Below are 19,985 nucleotides of genomic sequence, written 5' to 3'. Positions count from 1 at the left end.
GGACGACGATGAGGAGACCTCATCGTCGTCTGCCCGCGCGACGGCGCGGCGGCGGGCGTCCGCCGAACGCACTGATCCCGGCCATCGGTCAAGATCAGTGCCGCTTGGTATCAAGGAGACGATCATGGTGACGATCCCCCGCCGCGACTACGCCGCCCTCTACGGTCCCACCACGGGGGACGGCGTGCGCCTCGCCGACACCTCCCTCGTCGCCGTCGTGGAGAAGGATTACGCCGTCTACGGCGACGAATGCCTGCATGGCGGCGGCAAGACCCTGCGCGACGGGATCGGCATGGCGCCCGGCATCACCTCGGCCGAGGGCGCCCTCGATTTTCTGCTCTGCAACGTCCTCGTCATCGATCCCGTGCTCGGCATCGTGAAGGGCGATCTCGGCATCCGCCACGGCAAGATCGTCGGCATCGGCAAGGCCGGCAACCCGGCGATCATGGACGGGGTCGATCCGCGGCTCATCGTGTCCGCCGGCACCACGGTGCGCGATTGCGAGGGGCTGATCGCGACGCCGGGCGCCATTGACGTCCATGTCCATTTCGATTCCGCGGGCTTGCCCGATCACGCCATCGCGTCGGGCATCACCACCCTGCTCGGCGGCTCGCTCGGGCCGATCACCGTGGGCATCGATTCCGGGGGGCCGTTCAACACGGGCAAGATGCTCCAGGCGGCCGAGCATTGGCCGGTGAATTTCGGCTTCCTCGGCCGTGGCAACACCCACAAGCCGGCGGCCCTCAAGGAGCAGTTGGAGACCGGTGTGCTCGGCCTGAAGATCCATGAGGATTGGGGGGCGATGCCCTCGGCCATCGATGCCTGCCTGGGATTCGCCGACGAGCACGATTTCCAGGTCCAGCTCCACACCGACACGCTCAACGAATCCGGTTTCGTGGAGGACACGCTCGCCGCCATCGGCGGCCGGGTGATCCACATGTATCACACGGAAGGGGCCGGCGGCGGGCACGCGCCGGACATCATCCGCGTCGCCGGCCTGCCCCATTGCCTGCCCTCGTCGACGAACCCCACCAATCCCTACACGGTGAACACGTTCGACGAGCATCTCGACATGACGATGGTGTGCCACCACCTCAACCCGGCCCTGCCGGAGGACGTGGCCTTCGCCGAGAGCCGCATCCGCGCCCAGACCATCGCGGCCGAGGACGTGCTGCACGATATCGGCGCGATCTCGATGCTCGGCTCCGACAGCCAGGGCATGGGCCGCATCCACGAGGTGATCTGCCGGACCTGGCAGCTCGCCTCCAAGATGAAGGACCAGCGTGGCAGCCTGCCCGAGGACCGGGCCGGCTTCGGCGACAATGCCCGGATCAAGCGCTACATCGCCAAATACACGATCAACGCGGCGCGCACCTTCGGCATCGCCGATCACATCGGCTCTCTCGAAGAGGGCAAGATGGCCGACATCGTCCTGTGGCGGACCGCCTTCTTCGGCATCAAGCCGGAACTCGTCATCAAGGGCGGCTTCATCGCCTGGGGCGCCATGGGCGATTCCGCTGCGTCGCTGATGACCTGCGAGCCGATGCTGCTGCGCCCGCAATGGGGCGCGTTCGGCCTCGCCAAGCAGGGGCTCTCGGCCTGTTTCGTCCATCCGCTGGCGATCGAGCGGGGCCTGCGCGACGAGCTCGGCCTGCGCAAGGCGCTGCTGCCGGCCCATGGCACCCGGACGCTCAGCAAGGCCGACATGCTCTGGAACGACGCCTGCCCCGATATTCGCGTCGATCCCCAGACCTTCGACGTCTTCGTCGACGGGGCCATCGCGACCTGCGAACCGGCCAAGGTCCTCCCCCTCGCCCAACGCTACATGCTGCGCTGATGCTCAATCCCGCAATGACTCTCACCCCCTCCCCGACCCGCGCCAGCGCCGCGCGGATCGGCATCGGCGGACCCGTCGGGTCGGGCAAGACGGCGCTGATCGAGCGTCTGATCCCGGTCCTGGCGGGGCGCGGCGTCGATCTCGCCATCGTCACCAACGACCTCGTCACCAAGGAGGACGCGGAGCGCCTGCGCCGGTCCGGGCTGATCGACCCGGCCCGGGTCTCGGCGGTGGAGGCCGGCGCCTGTCCGCATACGGTGATCCGGGAGGACCCGACCCTCAACATCGCCGCCGGCGACGCCCTGGAGGCGGCCTTTCCCGGCCTCGATCTCCTGATCTTCGAATCCGGCGGCGACAACCTCGCCTCCACCTTCTCCCTCGATCTGGTGGATTGGTGGATCTTCGTCATCGACGTGGCGGGGGGGGACGACATCCCCAGGAAGCGTGGCCCCGGCGTGCTGCGCTGCGACCTTCTCGTGGTGAACAAGACCGACCTCGCCCCCCATGTGGGGATCGACCTCCCCGCCATGCTGAGCGAGGCCACCGCCGTGCGCGGCGGCAAGGCGATGATCGCCACCAATGCCCGCGCGGGCGACGGGATCGAGGCCGTGGCGGATGCGATCTGCCGCGCCGTGCTCTTCGCGCCTTGAGCGACGTGGGAGAGGAGGTCCGGGGTGCCTCGCCGGAGGGAGCGGGCCGCTCGCGGCATCGCCAAGCCCGCCTCGTCTTCGTGCGCGGCGGCGGGACCACGGTGCTGTCGCAGCAGGTCGTGCCCTATCCGTTCCACATCACCCGGCCGTTCCGGATGTATCCGGACCATCCCGACATCGCGACGCTGTATCTCCAATCGGCCTCCGGCGGGCTCTACCGGGCCGACCGCCTCGGCCTCGACATCACGGCGAGGCCCGGGAGCCGGGCCCATGTCACCACCCAATCGGCCACCGTCGTGCATGATACCGGCGCCTTCGCGGCACGCCAGGACACGCGTCTGGCCATCGCCAGCGACGCGAGCCTGGCGCTCCATCCCGATCCGATGATCCTGTTTCCCGACTCGGCGCTGGATCTCGACACCCGCATCGTCGTCGGCCCGGATGCCCGCGTAATCGTCAGCGAAGGCTTCGCCAGCCACGATCCGACCGGCATGGGCCGGCCCTTCTCCCGGATTGCCCTGTCCCTACGGGTCGAAACTGAGGATGGACGCATCCTCGTCAACGAGCGCTCCACCCTCGACGGCGCGACCCTGGCAAGCCCCGCCTCCCCCATGGGCGCCTACGCGGCCTATGGTTCGATGGTGATCCTCGGGAGCGTCGATTGCCGTCCCGATATCGGCGTGCTCCAGGTCGCCGCCGAAGGAATCGGCTGCCTGTGCGGAGCGAGCCCGCTTCCGAACGCCGCCGGATTGGCCGTGCGGGTCCTCGCGCGCAATGGCGGCGTGCTGTCGACGGGCATGGATGCGGTCTTCGCGGTCGCTTTCGCCGCGCTGTTCGGCTGCGCCCCTGCACGCCGTCGCAAATGAGGACGGGACTGGACTGGATCGGCGGGCGCGGGCTCCGCTCAGCGGTCGTGAAGGAAAGACGCTCAGCCTGCCCAGCAATGATGCACCATGCAGCCAATTTGCCCTTTAAGAAACGAAGTTTCTTACCGACAGTGTGCGTCGGTTGATTTGGAGTGATCCTGCTCCAGGGAGCAACCGTGGGTGGACAAAGGCATGTCCTCCGCAATGAAAAGTGGGGAACGAACCGATGGCGTCGAAAGACGAAGGCACCGCTTATCTTCAGCTTCGTCGCCGGTTGTTACTCGGCCTGGCAGCAGCCCCCATCATTGCCGCTACGAGAAGCTCGTCCGTCTTCGCTGCCGATACCGTGAACACGACGGGACTCGCCGTCACCGACACTGAAGTGACCGTCGGCATCCTCCACTCCGTCACCGGCACGATGGCGATCTCCGAGACCGGTGCCACGCAGGCCGAAAAGCTCGCCTTCGAGCAGATCAACGCCTCCGGCGGCATCCTCGGCCGCAAGATCAAGGTGATCCAGGAGGACGGCGCTTCCGACTGGCCGACCTTCGCCGAAAAGGCCAAGAAGCTCCTCGTCAACGACCATTGCGCGGCGATCTTCGGCTGCTTCACCTCGGCTTCGCGCAAGGCGGCGCTGCCGGTGATCGAGCAGTATAACGGCCTGCTCTACTACCCGACTTTCTACGAGGGATTGGAGCAGTCCAAGAACGTCATCTATACTGGGCAAGAGGCGACGCAGCAGATCCTGGCCAGCCTCGACTGGGTCCACAAGGAGAAGGGCGGCGACAGCTTCTTCTTCATCGGCTCGGATTACATCTGGCCGCGTACCTCGAACAAGATCGCCCGCAAGCACATCGAGAGCGTGCTCAAAGGAAAGGTCGTCGGCGAGGAGTATTTCCCCTTCGGCCACACCCAGTTCAACTCGGTGATCAACAAGATCAAGCTCACCAAGCCGAAGGTGATTTTCGTCACCGTCGTCGGCGGCTCGAACGTGGCGTTCTACAAGCAGCTCAAGGCCTCCGGCATCGATCTCTCGAAACAGACCCTGCTCACCCTGTCCGTCACGGAGGACGAGGTCGAGGGCATCGGTGGCGACAACATCGCGGGCGCCTATTCCTGCATGAAGTACTTCCAGTCCATCGAGAACGAGAACAACAAGGCCTTCGTCGCCGCCTTCCACAAGATGTGGGGCGAGAAGACCGTCATCGGCGACGTGACCCAGGCCGCCTATCTCGGCCCGTTCCTGTGGAAGATGGCCTGCGAGAAGGCTGGCTCGTTCGATGTCGACAAAGTGGTCGCGGCGTCCCCGGGCCTGGAATTCAAGGACGCGCCGGAAGGCTATGTGCGCGTCGACCCCAATCACCACCTCTGGTCCAAGACCCGCGTCGGCAAGGCCAAGGCCGATGGCCAGTTCGAGATCGTCTATACGAGCCCGGAGCTGATCAAGCCGGACCCATTCCCCAAAGGGTATCAGTAGACCCTATCGAAGGCGGTCCGAAGCCCGGACCGCCGTGTCGTGTCGATCGACAGGACTGCCGTCCACCCGTGAACGGGTGAGACGGCGGTCCTTCACAAGGGATTTATGCGGCCCGGACATTGGCCAGGAATTGCCGCACTTCGGAACCGAGATGTTCCGACTGGCGTGACAGTTCCGATGCCGAGACCAGCACCTGATCCGCCGCGGCGCCGGTATGCACGGCGGCATCGGCCACACCCGTAACGTTCGAGGTCACCTCACCGGTGCCGACAGCCGCCAGGGAGACGTTGCGGACGATCTCCTGCGTCGCCGCACCCTGCTGCTCCACGGCCACCGCGATCGTGGTCGCCACCGTGCTGATCTCCTTGATGCGGTTGGTGATGGTGCCTATCGCCGTCACGGCCTGGTCGGTGGAGCCCTGGATCACGGCGATCTGGCCCGCGATGTCCTGGGTGACGCGTGCGGTCTGGTTGGCGAGTTCCTTGACCTCCGAGGCGACCACGGCGAATCCGCGGCCGGCATCGCCGGCGCGTGCCGCCTCGATGGTCGCGTTGAGGGCGAGCAGGTTGGTTTGCGCGGCGATGGCGTTGATCATCGTCACCATGTCGCCGATCTTCGCCACTGCCCCGCTCAGGGCCTCCACGAAACCGAAGGTCTGCAGGGCTTCGTCGACGGCCTCCTGCGCCAGTTGGCTCGAACCGCTCACCTGCCGGGCGATCTCCTGAACGGAGCTCCCCAGTTCCTCCACCGCCGTCGCGACGGCGGTCACGTTCGCCGCCGCGTCACGGGCCGCGTTGGCGACCGTGTCGGACTGGCCGGCCGTGCGGGCGGCGGTGTCGGCCATCTCGCGCGCGGTGGCCTGCAATTCTGTGGCGGCCGAGGCGACGAGGCCGACGATGCCGCCCACGGCGTTCTCGAACCCATCGGCCAAGCCCCGCGTGCCGGCCCGACGCTCCTCGTCCGCCATCACCCGGGCCGCTTCCTTCCGGCGCTCCTCCGCCTCCGCGCTCTGCCGCAGGGAATCGCGCAGCCCGACGACGGCCTTGCCCACGAGCCCCACTTCGTCCCGGCGGTCCGCCTGCGGCACAGGCGCGTTGTAATCACCCGCGGCCATGTCGCCGATCGTGGTGCCGAGCGCCCGGATCGGCACGCCGACGAGACGCCGGATGAGGGCGAAGAGAATGGCGGAGCTCGCCAGGACGCACAGGGCCGAGATGCCGATGAGGATCCATTGCGCCCTGTCGGCCGCGGCCGTCAGCGTCGCCACGGGAACGGCGGTGACGATCGCCCAGCGATCCTTCGTCGCTCCGGCCTGGATCGGCTCGGCCATGTAGCGCCAGGATCGGGAATCGGGCCCGGTCACGACCTCCTGCACGCGCTCCCCGGTCTCGACCGCCCGTCGGGCCGCCATGGCAGCCGCGGGATCCAGCTTGTCGAGGGATTTGCCGACCACCTTCGCATCCGGATACGCCACCGCTCCGCCCTGAGCGGAGACGAGCGTGACGTAGCCGGTGCCGAAGGGTTGGACTGAAGCCACTGCCGTGCTCATCGCGGTCAGATCGATGTCGATCCCGCCGACGCCGAGGAACTTACCGTCGACTGTGATCGGTGCCCCAAAGGACATGATCATCGTGTCCTTCCCCGCCACGGGGTAGTTGTACGGCTCGATGGCGACGGGCCGATTCAGCAATTTGGGCTGCTGATAATAGGCCCCTTCCACGGGGTTCTCGTAGCCTGTCAGCACTTCGCGCACGATGGTGCCGCTGCCACGGTTCCAGTACGGCAGGAAACGCCCGGTGGCGTCGGAGGTGGAACCACCGGCGAACTCGGTGTCGCGCGCGTCGAGAGCGTTGGCCTCCCACCCGGTCCATGTGGCGAGGATGGCGGGATTCTCTGCCAACAGCCGCTTGAGAGCCGCATCGTAAATTGCGCGATCCTTCACGCCACTGCTTTGCATGGCGCCGGCGACCACAGCGATATTCTTCGCGATCTGGGCGACCTCGTCCAGGCGACCGCGGACGGCGCGCGCCTCGTTCGACAGTGTCTCCCCCTGTAGCGCCTCGGCCTGGGTGGCGAACGAGTCGCCGATCTGTCTGGTCAGAAAGATCGTTCCGACGGTGAAGATCGCTGCCAGCGACACGCTGCCCGCAATCGCGGCTTTGAAGGAAAGAGTGGCCATTGCAGGATCGGTTCCGCCCATAAGATATGCACTGAGGCAATATCCAATTGGCAGGTTAACAAATGATCTATTGGTAGTATGATTTAAATTTCCATTTTCCCAATGCAAGGTTTGTAGTGAGCGGATTAAAGGTTGTCCGAATCCGCGAGGAGGACCGATGGTGGTGTTCGCAAAATTCTTTCGCGTATCCGTAGGATTTTAGCTCGTGCGATTGGGTGTTCGTTCGTCAGTTGCGGAAGAATGGTTGGTGAAGAAGCCTCGTTGCGGTCTATTGAGAGCTACCTAAGCTGGAATTCCGGCAGTTGCGACGGTCTCCGGCGAGGGCTTTGGGAAGCATAGCTTTCCCAGATCCTCACTTGCCGGCGGTCCCACTCGGACACGAATCTTCTTGGGATCGAAATGGGGAAACGCCACGATGGTCGCGGAAAGCCGCTTCTGATGGCCGTCGAGCTTACCGATCTCCACCGACCGACCGATGGCCGCCGCCGAGACGTCGAGGCGCGCCAGGGCGATGGTCTTGCCAAGGATCGGTGATTTCGTGGCGCTGGTGACGATCCCAATCTGGGTCCGGCCGTCATAGACGGGATCGCCATGCACGACGGGCTCGTTGCCCGTGACGTCTAGGCCGACCATCCGCTTGTGCGGGTTGTCCCGCCGACGTGCCACCGCCTCCGATCCGATGTAGTGGTCCGGCTTGTCCTTGGGCACGGTGAAGCCGATTCCCGCCTCGAACGGGTCGGTCTGGTCGCAGAAATCGTATCCGGCGAAGACGAGGCCGGCCTCGATCCGGAGCATGTCGAGGGCGGCGAGCCCCATCGGTGTGAGGCCATGCGGCGCACCGGCCCGCATGATCGCGTCCCAGAGGTCGGTCGCCCGGCTCGGATGGCACCAGACCTCGTAGCCGAGTTCGCCGGTATAACCGGTTCGCGACACCAGCACCGGAACGCCTTCGATGCGCCCGACGGTGAAGCGGAACCATTTCAACTCGTCGATCGTGGGTTCCTGGGGCGGGCTGACCACGAGGCTCGACAGAATCGCCCGCGATCTCGGCCCCTGGACGGAGACGTTGTGAAGCTGGTCGGTGGAATTCTTCACCCAGACCTTCAGCTTGTGTTCCTCGGCGAGCTTGCGCAGCCAGATGCCGGAATATTCGTCTCCGCAGATCCAGCGAAAGTTGTTCTGGCCGAGGCGAAACAGCGTGCCGTCGTCGATCATCCCGCCATGCGGGTTGCACATGGCGGTATAGACGATCTGGTTGACGGCGAGCTTTCGCACGTTGCGTGTCACCGCGAGCTGCATCAGATCCTCGGCATCGGGCCCGATCACCTCGAACTTGCGCAAGACCGAGAGGTCCATGATCGTGGCCCGCTCGCGGCAGGCCCAGTATTCCTCCAGCGGGCCCGCCGCGTTGAAGCAGGTCGGCACCCAGAACCCGCGATAATCTTCCATCTTCCGTGTCAGGGCGGCGGTGCGTGGGTGAAACCCGGATTCGCGGGTGAGGCGCGGTTCGGCATCGGGGGTCATGCGGTGGCTCATACCCTTGGAGAAGGCGCTTTCAGAATCATAGACCCGGACGTGTATGTCGGTGGGGCACCAGCCATTGGCGGGATCGATGTCGTCGGCGCAGGACGAGGTGGCGCAGACGAGGTCGGTCAGCGCCCGCAACAGAACGTAATCGCCCGCGCGTGACCAGGGCTCGTCCATGGTGATCTTATCATCCGGCCCGGCGACGGTGTTGTAGAAGAAGTTGATCGCCGGCCAACCCTTCTTCGGCTGAACCCCATGCGGTCGCAGGACAGCGTTGAAGTTGTCGGTGCAGTTCGAATGACCGGGATACCCCATATCCTCATAATACTTGGCCGAGCAGGCGAGCATGAACGTATCGTGGCGCCCGACCGTGTCCTGCACGATCTCGACCAGGGGGACCATGCGCGCGTCGAAATATTTCGACAGCAGGCCGGGTTTCGGCGCCGTCGATCCCATCAGGGTATGCGTGGTGGTGGCGTCGAGGCCGTATTCATCACCCGCTTCGAGGGCCACGGAATCGAAGGCGAGGAAATCCGCGCATTGGCGCCCGTCCACGTCGATGATCTGGATGTACTGACCGGCCTTGACCGTGAAGGCCTCCGCCGTCGCGGCCCTCACGCGCAGGTCGAGAAGGGGCGGAGCCAGCGGCGGCGGCGCCCTCCCCTCGAGGGACGTCACAGGCTCGATCTCCACCCGCAGATCGGTCGGCGGATCCTGCGCGTCCGGCTCCATCGGGCCGCCGGGGACGATGAGCACGCAGACCGAGGCGGCCGCCGCCGTCACCTCGAAGGCCGAGCCCGGTTGGGACTTGCCGTGAAACAGAGCGTGCGCTTCGAGATCGGACGCTGCGAGGCCATGCCGCGCGAGGGCGGCGCTTTCCGCCTCTCCGCCCATCCCCTCGCCCCGCCGGCGCAAGAGATCCCCCACGTTCGAGGCGACGCGCCCGTCCGCGGCCGCCGTTCCGAACGCATCGGGGCGAGCATAGAGAAAGGCGGGCTGGCGCCCTTCCGGATCCACGATGCGCAGACGATCCCCGGCCTCGACCTCGAAGAAGGCTGAGGCTCCACCCCTCGCCGAGAACGAGAGCGTGCGGGGCGCCGCACCTCCCCGCGCGGGCTCGGGCTGCATCCAGATCTGGTTCATTCGACGATCCCTGGTGAACTGGCCGCGATGCGGCCGGGCCGACGCGAGAGTGTTACGCGATCATTCCGCGGCTTGGGGCAGGCCCATGAAGGCATCGAGCGAGTCGTCCATCGCCTTCATCCATGTGGTGTGATGGGCCGGTGAGAGCGTGCCGGTGATGGTCGAGCGGTAGGATCTGTCGCGATAGGTGAGGATGCCCTCCATCTTGTGGTGCTCCCATTCCTTGAACAGCTCGGCAACTTTGTCGACGTCGAGGGGAGGATAGTCGGTCGCCGCCAGGAGCTCGCGGACATACTCCGTCTGAAAGTCGATCGCCTCGAACGGGTTGGTGAGCGTGTCCTGATAGGCCAGCCACTTGGTGATGTCGGCGTTCCGCTCTTCCGCGCCCGGCAGGGTGAGCTTGCCCATCATGTAGTCGCGGGCATACCAGGCCTGGGCATCGAACATGTTGAAGGTGTAATACTGATCCTGCATCCCGATATAGATTAGCTTCGGGTTCGACTGCCAGAAGATGCCCTTGTAGATCCCGGCCGGATACAGGCAGTTGTGTGACTTGAGGCGCAGCTCGTCCGGCAGGAACGGATAGGTGTGCTGATAGCCCGTGCACAGGATGATCGCATCCACTTCCTTGGTGCTGCCATCCTTGAAATGCGCTGCCTTCCCCGAGAGTTTCAGCAGAAGCGGTTTCTCCACGAAGCCTTCGGGCCAATCGAAGCCCATCGGCTTGGTGCGGTAGCTGAAGGTGATCGATTTCGCGCCGTACTTGATGCACTGGGTGCCAATGTCTTCTGCGGAATAGCTTGCGCCGATCATCAGGAGATGCTTGCCGGCGAACTCGTCGGCGACGCGGAAGTCGTGGGCATGCATCACACGGCCTGGGAACTGCTCCAGTCCCTCTAAATTCGGGACGTTGGGCACGGAGAAGTGCCCGTTGGCCACGACCACGTAATCGAACTCTTCGACCTGATGCTCATCGGCGATCAGATCCTTCGCCGTCACGGTGAACCTGCCGGTTTCCTCCGAATAGCTGACCCAGCGGACGGGCGTGCAGAAGCGGATATACTTGCGAACATCGCTGCGCTCGACGCGGCCGGCGATGTAATCGTGCAGCACCGCCCGCGGTGGATAGGACGGAATCGGGCGGCCAAAATGCTCCTCGAAGGAGTAATCCGCGAATTCGAGGCATTCCTTCGGGCCGTTCGACCAGAGGTAGCGATACATGCTGCTGTGGACGGGTTCGCCGTTTCCGTCGAGGCCGGTGCGCCAGGAATAATTCCACTGGCCGCCCCAATCGGATTGCTTCTCGAAACAGACGAGTTCGGGGATCTCCTCGCCTCGGCGTCGCGCGGACTCGAAGGCCCGCAACTGAGCCAATCCGCTCGGACCCGCGCCGATGATCGCAACCCGTTTCCGCATGATGAGATCTCCGAGAAACATCGTGTGAGGCGAGACGGCCCCCGATTGAGCCATCCGCTCCGACAGCGAGGATCGCCCCGCGCGTTCATTCTTCCTGGGAAAATTTTATGCCGGGGTGAGATGGCGATGCAATAGTGACTGTTGGCACTACTGTGTGGGTCAGCCTCTGCATTGAAAAAACGAGGGGCGTCTGGGTTTGCGAGGATCGTGCCAAATGGTCGTTTCGAGCAGATAATGTGCCATTACCTTGCATCCGCATTCTCTCTTTACGACCGTGGACGAAGGACCGGGGGGTAAAGAAGGCCTTGGGTGGTGGGGCTGCCGACGATACTGTGCGGGACCTGCGCATGGGCGAGGCCGGCCGTCTCGCGACGAGCGCCGTGAGATGCAGTGGATGGCACCGTTTCCAAGATGACCGTTTTAGGATGAGTGACGAACCGATCCGGAACGGTGGCATCGGGTTGACCGACGCCGAATGGTACAGACGGTTCGGCGAGGTCGCGGCTTCGATCGGAACCGAGGGTTTTCACCGGAACTTACTGTCCCTGTTCGCTCTCTCCATTGAGAGCGATTCGGGATGGATCATCCGTTACTCGCGTGTGGCCCCGCCGGACGTGCTCTACACCACCGGGGTTCCAAGCGAGATCGTGGATTTCTACAACAGGAAATGCCTTCGGATCGATCCGTTCTCCCTCTATTGGAAGACGTTCGGCAAGCCGGGCATCCTGACATTGTCGGAGATCGGGCATACCAGCCCAGAATCGATCCTCTATGCGAAGATCTTCCGCCCCGCCGCCAATATTTCCGACGAATTGGGGATGTTCTTCTCGACGGTGGGGCATTGCTGCTTCGGCTTGTTCCTCGAACGCGAGCGGGGGGAGTTCTCGCAGGAGGATGTCCGTCGGGCGGAACTGATCTTTCCGGCCCTAGAGGGATGTCACCGGAGCCATCTCGGTCACCTTTTCAGCAATCTGCGCTATACGAATGGGAAGCAGGCGGAGGGATTGCTCAACCGCCCGACCCTGATCCGAGACCGCCACGACGTGGAGGTGTTTGCCAACGAGACCTGGAAGCAGGCGGTCCTGGCTGATGTCTCCATCGAACCGATGCTGGAGACGCTGGCTCGCGCGGACGCTATCCAGACCGTCCACGCGCGGGATCATGTGATCACGTCGGAGACCTTCGATCGCGACTTCGCCTTGGCGCCCGGCGGCCGGATCTTCATGCTGGGTCCGAAAGTCTCGGCGCAGGACGATCTGGCCAGTTATCAGGCTGCGGCGGACATCCTGACAGCCCTGACGCCGCGGGAGCGGGACATCCTGACCCTGACCATGAAAGGCCAGGCCACGGGCGACATCGCGCAGATTCTGAAGATCAGCAAGGGCACGATCAAGAACTGCAAGATCCGAATCTATCGCAAGGTGGATGTCACGTCGGAACGGGATCTCATCAAGAAGTTCAGTCCGTTCTTTCCCTCGGCCTGACACGGGCCGCATAGCTCCGCGGCTTCCCGGTGAGGCCGACCCGCAGGCCGGTCTCACCGGGGCCCGGCGGCATGCCGCCGGCTCGCGGTCTGGTATCAGGCGGTCCGTTCGTCGGCCGGATGGGTGCGCAGGCGCATCGGGTCGTAGAACGGCGTCCGCACCACGTTGGCGACCAGCGGGCCGGTCTCGGTTTGGACCTCGACCTCGGTTCCGAGGGCGGAGAGCTCCGGTGGCAGGTGGGCGAGGCCGAGGGACTTCATCAGGTGGCGGCTGTAGGTGGTGCTGTTGACGGTCCCAACTTCGATTCCATCCTTGAAGATCTTGGCGCCGGGCGTCACCGCCTCATGGTGCAGGATCTCGAGGCCGACCTGGCTGAAACGCTCGGTGCCCCTCCTCGCCAGCAGGGCGGCCTTGCCGCGAAAATCCGCCTTGTCGAGGTCGACGGTCCAGGCCAGGCCCATTTCCCACGGCGTGGTGTCGGGCTTCGGCATGTCGAAGGGGAAGAACAGCAGGCCGCCCTCCACGCGCACGATGTCGAGGCAGTCCCAGGAGGCCGCCACGATGCCGAAGGGTTCGCCCGCCTGCATGATCGCGTCCCAGAGGGCGACGGCGTCCTTGGCGGCGCAGAACACCTCGTAGCCGCGCTCGGCCGAGTAGCCGCCCCGCGCCAGGGACACGTCACGGCCGAACAGCGTCGTGCGGACATGCTCGAAATACTTCAGAGTCGCCAGATCGAAGGGCGTGTGCGGCGCGAGGATCGCGAGGGCCAGCGGTCCCTGCAGCGACAGGATGTGGACGTCGTCGTCGCGGGCCGCTTCCACGGCGCGGCCTTCGGTGAATTCGGGAAGAACGTCTTCGAGGCTGCCGCCGCCATGCGAGACGCGGAAGGCCTGCGGCCCGTCGCGGTAGACCAGCACGTCGTCGATCAGGGAGCCGTTCTCGTCGACGATGTTGCTGATCGCCGACTTACCTTGCGCGATCTTGCCGACGTCGCTGGTGAGCATCGCGTTCAGCATCGCTTCCGCGTCCGGACCGGAGATGTTGACGATGCGAAGGCCGGAGACGTCGAACAGGCCCGCCCGCGAGCGGACGATGGTGGTCTCCTCGTAGCGGTCGGTGCTGTAGGATTGGGGGATGGGCATCCCGTTCCACTCTGCGTCGAGTGTCGAGCCCAGGGCCAGATGGCATTCGTTGAGGGCCGACTGGCGGGGAAGGTCTTTGTAGCTCATGGCGGCTGTCCCTTAGAGCGCTCTCCGCCGAAGTGGATGCCGGTTCGGCGAAAAAGAGCGCGGCAAAACAAAGGCCTAGAGATGTGCCCCGACCCAACGTGGTCGGGCGCAGCTCTAGCGTTCCGTTTTTTGATTGGGCGGGCTCTGTCTCGTCCCGCGCGCGGGCTGCCGGAGCCGACGGTCCCGGCAGCCCGGTTCGATCACAGCTGGAAGAACCAGTTCGAGAGGAGGAGCACCACGACGCCGGCGGCGAGCGTCAGGTAGGGCAGGATTCCCGCCCGGCGGCGGCTCACCGCACCGTCGGGGCCGACATGCAGGTCCTCGTACATCTCCGCCGGGAACTTGCCGCCGTCCTGGACATAGTGGCGGTAGCAGAAGACCGGGATGATCAGGGCGGCGGTGATCAGGCCGGCCCAGAGAGCGACCGGGTTCCAGACCTTCGCGCCCGCGCCCATGAAGATCACATTCACGAAGGCGAAGACGCCGCCGAGCACCAGGATGACAGTCGGTGCGCGGTAGGGGCGCGGGATATGCGCCGAGTCGATGCGGTGGATCCAGGCCGAGTTGAGGTTGAGGAAGTTGAAGATGATGTAGCCGCAATTCGACACGGCCAGGATGAAGAAGAAGCTCGTCGCATCGGCACAGGCGATCGCCAGGATCGCGAGGTTGAAGACGAGATCGGTCCACATCGCCCGCGTCGGCGCGCCGTGCTCGTTCACATGGCTGAGGTAGCGCGGCAGCCAACCGTCGGCCGAGCCCTGGTAGAGGGTGCGCGAGGACCCCGCCATCGCCGTCATGATGCAGAGCACGAGGGCCAGGATCATCAGCATGACGAGGAAGTTCTCGACGATGGGACCGCCGCCGACCATGTGCGCGAGTGCTGCCGCCACACCCGACCCGTCCACGATGGAGGCCTCCAGCATCCCCTCGACGCCGAGCATGCTTTGGAAGGTGAAGGGCACGAGGGTGAACAGCAGGAGGCAGAGCAGGCCCGAATAGAAGATCGCCTTGAACGTATCCTTGGCGGGATCACGGAACTCGCTGGTGTAGCAGATCGCCGTCTCGAACCCGTAGGTCGACCAGGCCGCGATGAACATGCTGCCGAGGACCAGCGTCCAGCCCGTGACGTTCCAGGCACCCGGCGCGGGAGCGGCCGGTGCGGCGAGGGGGACGAGCGGAGAGAAGTTCTCCCAGTTCACGCCGTGGATCAGCAGCGGGACCACGCCGACGATGAACATCGGGATGATGACGAGGAGACCGATATACTTCTGGACGTTCGCCGTTCCGAGAATACCGCGGTGCTGCACGGCGAAGACCGCGAGCATGAGGGCGGCGCCGATGAAGAAGGCCAGGTTCAGGGAGAGCGAGACCGGGCCGAGGGTGGTGGTGAACAGGGTCCAGCTGCGGATGCCGGGCGCCACGGCCGCGATGGCCGCCGTCACCTTGTCGGCATCGGCCATCTGCAGGGCGGCACCGTTGGTGGCGAGCCATTGCACCACGGCCGGCGACGTGGCCGTCGGCTGCGGCGCCACCGCGTTGATGATGTAGGAGGCCGCGATGGAACAGCCCAGCGACAGGACCGGCGACCAGGCGAACCAGTTGCACCAGACCGAGAGGGGCGCCACCAGCTTGGTGTAGCGCACCCAGGCCGCGGCCCCGTAGACCGACGCTCCGCCCGACTTGTTCGGGAACAGGCCGGCGATCTCCGCATAGGTGAAGGACTGGATGAAGCCCATGATCATGGAGAGCGTCCAGATCAGGAAGGCAAGCTTGCCCGTATTGCCGGCAATGCCGCCCACCGAGAACAGGACGAGGGCGGGAACGCCACTGGCGACCCAGAACGCGCCCGTCCAGTTGATGCTGCGATGGAGTTTGCCGTCTCCGGCGGCTTCGATGGCGGGGGAAGTGTAGCCCGCCAGAGGCTTTGCCGCGGATGTCAGTCCGGTGCTCATGGTTGAATGCTCCATTTGTCTTGGCGAGGGATCAGTTCGGATCGAGACGCGCCCTCCGCGAAGCTGCGATCCCCGGGCCGTTCGTTTCGATGAGGTTTGGGAAGAACCGAGGAGCACCCGGAGCCTCGTCTTTTCCATGAGGCACGCTCCCGTGCGCACTCGCCACGCCAGTGAGAAGCGCTGAGAGACATGTCTTCGAGATATTTTATCGTTTGATCAGAAAAGACCAGCTTGCCCACTGCCGGCTATGATGGTGGAAAGCGTACCTTTAGTGGTTTGTTGTTCGCTATTTATTTAGGTTGGCAGAGTTGTCGATGGACTTGCTTTGGACATGTCACCTTCGAATTGGCGCGAAGGCCAAAGTTTAGGGTGAAATGCCGGTATCGTCGCTACCCTGATGTTTGGTGGCTGCTACAAAGGTCCTGTCGGCACACGGGATGAAGATCTGTTTGGTGTTGTCCGGCTGATGGATGTCAGCCGGACGGTCGGGTCGTGCCGGGCAGGAGTGGCCGGCAAATCACGTGAGCGAGACCGTCGACGATCGCCTGGGTTCTCTACGGGAACAATCATTTCCCCTCGGGCTAAGGGCTGTCAAGCGCTATTGCAGGTCACCGCCGAGTAAGGACGGAAATTGAACTGAAATGCACCGCAATTGGCCGTTTTTATCCATTTATGCTCAGTATATAAGCAATCTGATCAGGCAGAATCATCTGCTGCCGATGATCGCAAGGCGCTGACATCCTTCATGGCCCGCACACTGTGTTGCCCTGAGGGGATCAATCGCCGAGGATGCCCGAATCAACCGTGGATTCATGGGCTTTGGCCCTGCTGGGCACTTTCAATTTATCAGGATCGCCCCTGCTTTTTCGAGAATTTGACGAAGGCAGTCGATGAAACGATCGTCCGGCACTTGCCTGATCGACATCGGGCCAACGTGCCGGACGAAATCGGCGATTGACATTTTTATTCTCTTAGCGAAAATTAAATTCTCTTAGAGAACGGTTGTTGCCCTATGGTTGGGTCACGGAGAGTCATGCTCCTTGGATGAAATTCTGCTCCGAGGGTTCGCATGGTCCGTGCCGACCGCTGCGACCGTGAATGGGAATGATGAGCCGGGTGATTGCCATATCGTCCGTTGTCGAGATGAGGCCGATGTCAGATCAGTTCATCAAGAGCCGGCCGGTCTATCAGTCGCTGGCGGTGGATTCCTCCGGATTACGACACCTGCTGGTTTCAGACTCTCCGGCCTTCAGCTTCGCGGCATCGCCCGGACAGGAAGCGGAGATCTGGTTCGTCGCGGCCCCTGACCAGGAGGGCCGTACGAGACCGCCCGAGGCCGGTGGTGGGCGATGCTTTCGTTCGCCACGGCACCTCATCGATCGCCTCGACCATCGTCTCGCGCGGGAACGCATGGGGCTGCGGCTCTATGCAAGCGGGACCGAGGATTTCCTTTGGGACGTCTTCAACACGGCGCAACGCGCCGGAATGAACAAGCAGGAGATCTTCCAGTGCCATTCCGGCACCAAGGCGCGTCGCGTCGCCTGCGTCCATTGCCGGACCTTCAACCACGCAGTGACGACCACCATCGTCCGATGCGAGGGCTGCGGCGCGAACCTTTTCGTCCGGGATCATTTCTCCCGGCGCCTCTCGGCTTTCATGGGGGTCAAGGTCGATGCCGAAGTCGCTGGCGACGTTCCTCCCGCAGAGCAGGCCTATTCATGATCGTCGAAGGCAAGCTGTCGGCGCGCGTCGCCGAGATCGAACTCCTGAACCCGACCCTGAAGCGCTTCCGCTTCGTTCCGGAAGGCGGCGGAACATTCCCCACCTCACCGCCAGGGGCGCATGTGCTCGTCACTCTGCGGGATACGGACCGTGTCTGGCAGAACGCCTATTCGCTGGTGACACCACCCGATCAACGTGATCACTACGCGATCATCGTCCGCCGTGTTGCGGAATCGCGCGGCGGCTCGCACTTCCTGCATGACATGCTCAAGGCTGGTGATGCCGTGGAACTCGGCGTACCTGCGAGCCTGTTCCCCATCGCGTCCCGGGCCCGAAAGCATATCCTGATCTCCGGCGGCATCGGTTTGACGCCGTTCCTGTCCTACTTGCCGGTCCTCGCGCTTCGTGGCGCCAATTATGAACTGCATCAATTCTGCGCCGGCGACGAGGTCGAGACCTTTCGGGACCTGCTCGGAACCGAGGCGACGAACGTTCACGTTCATGGCGTTGCCCGGGGAGCGCGACCGGATCTCGCCGCCCTCCTCGCCGACCAGCCGCTGGGCACGCATGTCTATACCTGCGGGCCGGAGGGCCTCATGGATGCGGTCGAGGAGACTGCGCGCAGCCTCGGATGGACGCCCCATGCAATCCATCGCGAGAGTTTCGGCGGGGCCAAGGGCGGCGAGCCGTTCGTCGTCACCCTGGCGCGGTCCGGCCGGTCGATCGAGGTCGGGGCGTCGCAGACTCTTCTCGAGGCGCTGGAAGGGTATGGCATTGAGGCCCCCTGCCTCTGCAGGGGGGGCGCCTGCGGCGTCTGCCTCCTCCCCGTGGTGGAGGGCCTCCCCGACCATCGCGATCACGTCCTGTCCGCTGCCGAGAAGTCGGAGGGACGCCTCATCGCGACCTGCGTCTCCCGGGCCAGATCCGAGACCCTCGTGCTCGATTTCTAAGATTAGTCGACGACGAGGAGAACCGATCGTCGTCTGTTGTTGCGACCGCGCGGCGGCGGGCGTCCGCCTAACGCGCTGAGACCGGCCATCGGTCGGTATCAGTGCCGCTTGGGAAAAGGTGGCTGAAATGGGTATTCACTTCAAGACGGACGAGACGTTCCGGGACGACTTTTCCTATCGGAACAGCGACGCTGCGGTCCTCCGCTTTCCGTTTCCGTTCGGCGAAGACACATACAGGTACTCGGTCAATATCGAGCCTCATGTGAAAGGAGGCCCGTCGCCTGCCTTCGAACACGCGTTCGATGTGGACGAACATTACGTCGCGGAATGCAGGGAGCGCGCGATCGTCCTCGATCACGATCCGAAACGGTGTCAGGTGCTGCCGCACATGATGCCCGCGCAATGGGACACGCTCGAACTCCTGATGGAGAGCCTGTCCACGGATTACCCCGAGCATTTCAGCCTGAAGCGGGACGGGACCGCGTGGCATTGGATCAACCGTCCCCTGAACCTCGACCAACGCTTCGTCTTCGGCGATGCGTCCACGCTGCCCTGCGAACCGTTCGAATACATCACTCGTCAGGCGCAAGGCGATTTCACCCTTCAGGATCAGCGGGACAGCAATCTCTACGTCGATGGCGGTATGGTCACGACGCAGGCGGATTGGTCGCTGGAATTCGATATCGGGATGAGCTTTCACGAATGGCACGGGCCGGTACCGCTGGCACATGAGATCGGCGTATTCGACCGGGCGCTGCAATATCTCCTGCGTCTGCAATACGGGCATCCCGTCCGCCGGTTGAACTGGACGATGACGATCAACCCCCGTCTCGATACCTCGCCCGAGAATTATCCCGACTGGGGCCCCGACCGCACCACCCTCACGGCGGAGAACATCGCGGGCAAGCTTCACCTGCGCGTCGAGTTACAGACCCTGTTCCGCCTGCCCCGCTCCAACGCGATCCTGTTCGGAATCCGCTGCTACCTGATCAGCCTGCAGGATATCGAGCGGGTGAAAAAGTGGCACAAGCGCCTCCATCGCGTACTGGCGACGCTCCCGCCCGAACTCGTGGAGTACAAGGGCCTGACCCGCTTCTACGACCTGCTGGTGTCCCGTCTGGCCGCTATGGACGACGGCACACCCCTGTCCCTCGGCATCCAGCCCGACCAGACCCAGTTGCCGGCCTGAGCTGCCTGTAAGATTTTGAGGCGGTGGTGTAGAGGCGGGCCGCCCGAACTATCGAGGGTCGGAAGCCTTGGAAATGGCAGTTGCAGACTTGCTGATGATGCCGCAAAGACCGGCAATCGCTGGTTTAATCAATAAAGTAAGTGGTGAGCGCGCTGGGACTCGAACCCAGGACCTACAGATTAAAAGTCTATTGCGTGCCTGTTTCGGCGCATCTCACATCAGTGCATCCCAGGACATGAGGGAGGGTCTTTTCAAGAGCGCTTGACCTGCAATGTCCGCTCATGAGACACCGATGGGGTAACGTCGCAAGGCACGGTGTGCCCGCTACCCCACCGTTACCCGGATAGGACCAGCTGATCCTTTT

At 63.9% G+C, this 19,985-nt stretch carries 13 protein-coding genes and 1 tRNA gene; 8 read left to right on the top strand and 6 right to left on the bottom strand.

The genetic code is table 11. The annotated features are described in order from the left end of the window. The first annotated feature begins 124 nt into the window (after positions 1–124). The 4 genes from ureC to urtA all read left to right on the top strand — a co-directional run bounded on the left by ureC (position 125) and on the right by urtA (position 4,830). Positions 125–1,837: an urease subunit alpha gene (ureC, locus tag IPV08_RS17090; protein WP_207412751.1), complete on the top strand. Its 1,713-nt coding sequence runs from the start codon at positions 125–127 to the stop codon at positions 1,835–1,837. A 14-nt stretch (positions 1,838–1,851) separates the two neighbouring features. After that, the gene (gene ureG / locus IPV08_RS17085; RefSeq protein WP_207412750.1) at positions 1,852–2,487 is read left to right on the top strand and encodes an urease accessory protein UreG; all 636 of its coding nucleotides are present in this window, start codon (positions 1,852–1,854) and stop codon (positions 2,485–2,487) included. 5 nt (positions 2,488–2,492) lie between these two features. Beyond that, positions 2,493–3,353 (top strand): urease accessory protein UreD, encoded by an 861-nt coding sequence (locus IPV08_RS17080; protein ID WP_207412765.1) that lies wholly within the window; start codon positions 2,493–2,495, stop codon positions 3,351–3,353. Between the two features lie 226 nt (positions 3,354–3,579). Then, positions 3,580–4,830: an urea ABC transporter substrate-binding protein gene (gene urtA / locus IPV08_RS17075; protein ID WP_207412749.1), complete on the top strand. Its 1,251-nt coding sequence runs from the start codon at positions 3,580–3,582 to the stop codon at positions 4,828–4,830. 103 nt (positions 4,831–4,933) lie between these two features. Here urtA and IPV08_RS17070 read toward each other — a convergent pair whose 3' ends face one another. The 3 genes from IPV08_RS17070 to IPV08_RS17060 form a co-directional block, all read right to left on the bottom strand. Then, positions 4,934–7,009: a methyl-accepting chemotaxis protein gene (locus IPV08_RS17070; protein WP_207412748.1), complete on the bottom strand. Its 2,076-nt coding sequence runs from the start codon at positions 7,007–7,009 to the stop codon at positions 4,934–4,936. Between the two features lie 282 nt (positions 7,010–7,291). Further along, a complete protein-coding gene (locus IPV08_RS17065; protein WP_207412747.1) occupies positions 7,292–9,679 on the bottom strand; it encodes an aminomethyltransferase family protein in 2,388 nt (795 codons plus the stop codon). Positions 9,680–9,739: 60 nt separating this feature from the next. Beyond that, positions 9,740–11,095, bottom strand: coding sequence for an NAD(P)/FAD-dependent oxidoreductase (locus IPV08_RS17060; protein ID WP_207412746.1), 1,356 nt, complete (start codon positions 11,093–11,095; stop codon positions 9,740–9,742). 425 nt (positions 11,096–11,520) lie between these two features. Here IPV08_RS17060 and IPV08_RS17055 point away from each other — a divergent pair, with 425 nt between their 5' ends. Beyond that, complete coding sequence (locus tag IPV08_RS17055; RefSeq protein ID WP_056426462.1) at positions 11,521–12,579, top strand: LuxR C-terminal-related transcriptional regulator; 1,059 nt, start codon at positions 11,521–11,523, stop codon at positions 12,577–12,579. Between the two features lie 95 nt (positions 12,580–12,674). Here the strand turns inward: IPV08_RS17055 and IPV08_RS17050 are convergent, their stop codons facing one another. Together IPV08_RS17050 and IPV08_RS17045 are read right to left on the bottom strand one after the other, a co-directional pair. Then, the gene (locus IPV08_RS17050) at positions 12,675–13,808 is read right to left on the bottom strand and encodes an aminomethyltransferase family protein (RefSeq protein WP_207412745.1); all 1,134 of its coding nucleotides are present in this window, start codon (positions 13,806–13,808) and stop codon (positions 12,675–12,677) included. A 200-nt stretch (positions 13,809–14,008) separates the two neighbouring features. Then, a complete protein-coding gene (locus IPV08_RS17045; RefSeq protein WP_207412744.1) occupies positions 14,009–15,760 on the bottom strand; it encodes an APC family permease in 1,752 nt (583 codons plus the stop codon). A 1,152-nt stretch (positions 15,761–16,912) separates the two neighbouring features. Between IPV08_RS17045 and IPV08_RS17040 the strand changes: the two genes are divergently transcribed. From IPV08_RS17040 to IPV08_RS17030, 3 genes are all read left to right on the top strand, one after another. Then, a complete protein-coding gene (locus tag IPV08_RS17040; protein WP_207412743.1) occupies positions 16,913–17,482 on the top strand; it encodes a dimethylamine monooxygenase subunit DmmA family protein in 570 nt (189 codons plus the stop codon). Further along, entirely contained in the window at positions 17,479–18,432 is a 954-nt protein-coding gene (locus IPV08_RS17035) for a PDR/VanB family oxidoreductase (RefSeq protein WP_207412742.1), read from the top strand. The genes IPV08_RS17040 and IPV08_RS17035 overlap by 4 nt, the downstream gene beginning before the upstream one ends. Before the next feature lie 127 nt (positions 18,433–18,559). After that, positions 18,560–19,621, top strand: a complete 1,062-nt coding sequence (locus tag IPV08_RS17030) for a DUF3445 domain-containing protein (protein ID WP_207412741.1) — start codon at positions 18,560–18,562, stop codon at positions 19,619–19,621. Positions 19,622–19,762: 141 nt separating this feature from the next. Here IPV08_RS17030 and IPV08_RS17025 read toward each other — a convergent pair. After that, positions 19,763–19,836 (bottom strand) — tRNA-Lys (locus tag IPV08_RS17025). Positions 19,837–19,985: the final 149 nt, after the last annotated feature.

The organism is Methylobacterium sp. SD274, from assembly GCF_017355285.1.
Classification (GTDB): domain Bacteria; phylum Pseudomonadota; class Alphaproteobacteria; order Rhizobiales; family Beijerinckiaceae; genus Methylobacterium.
This window is presented reverse-complemented; position numbering and strand designations above follow the sequence as displayed.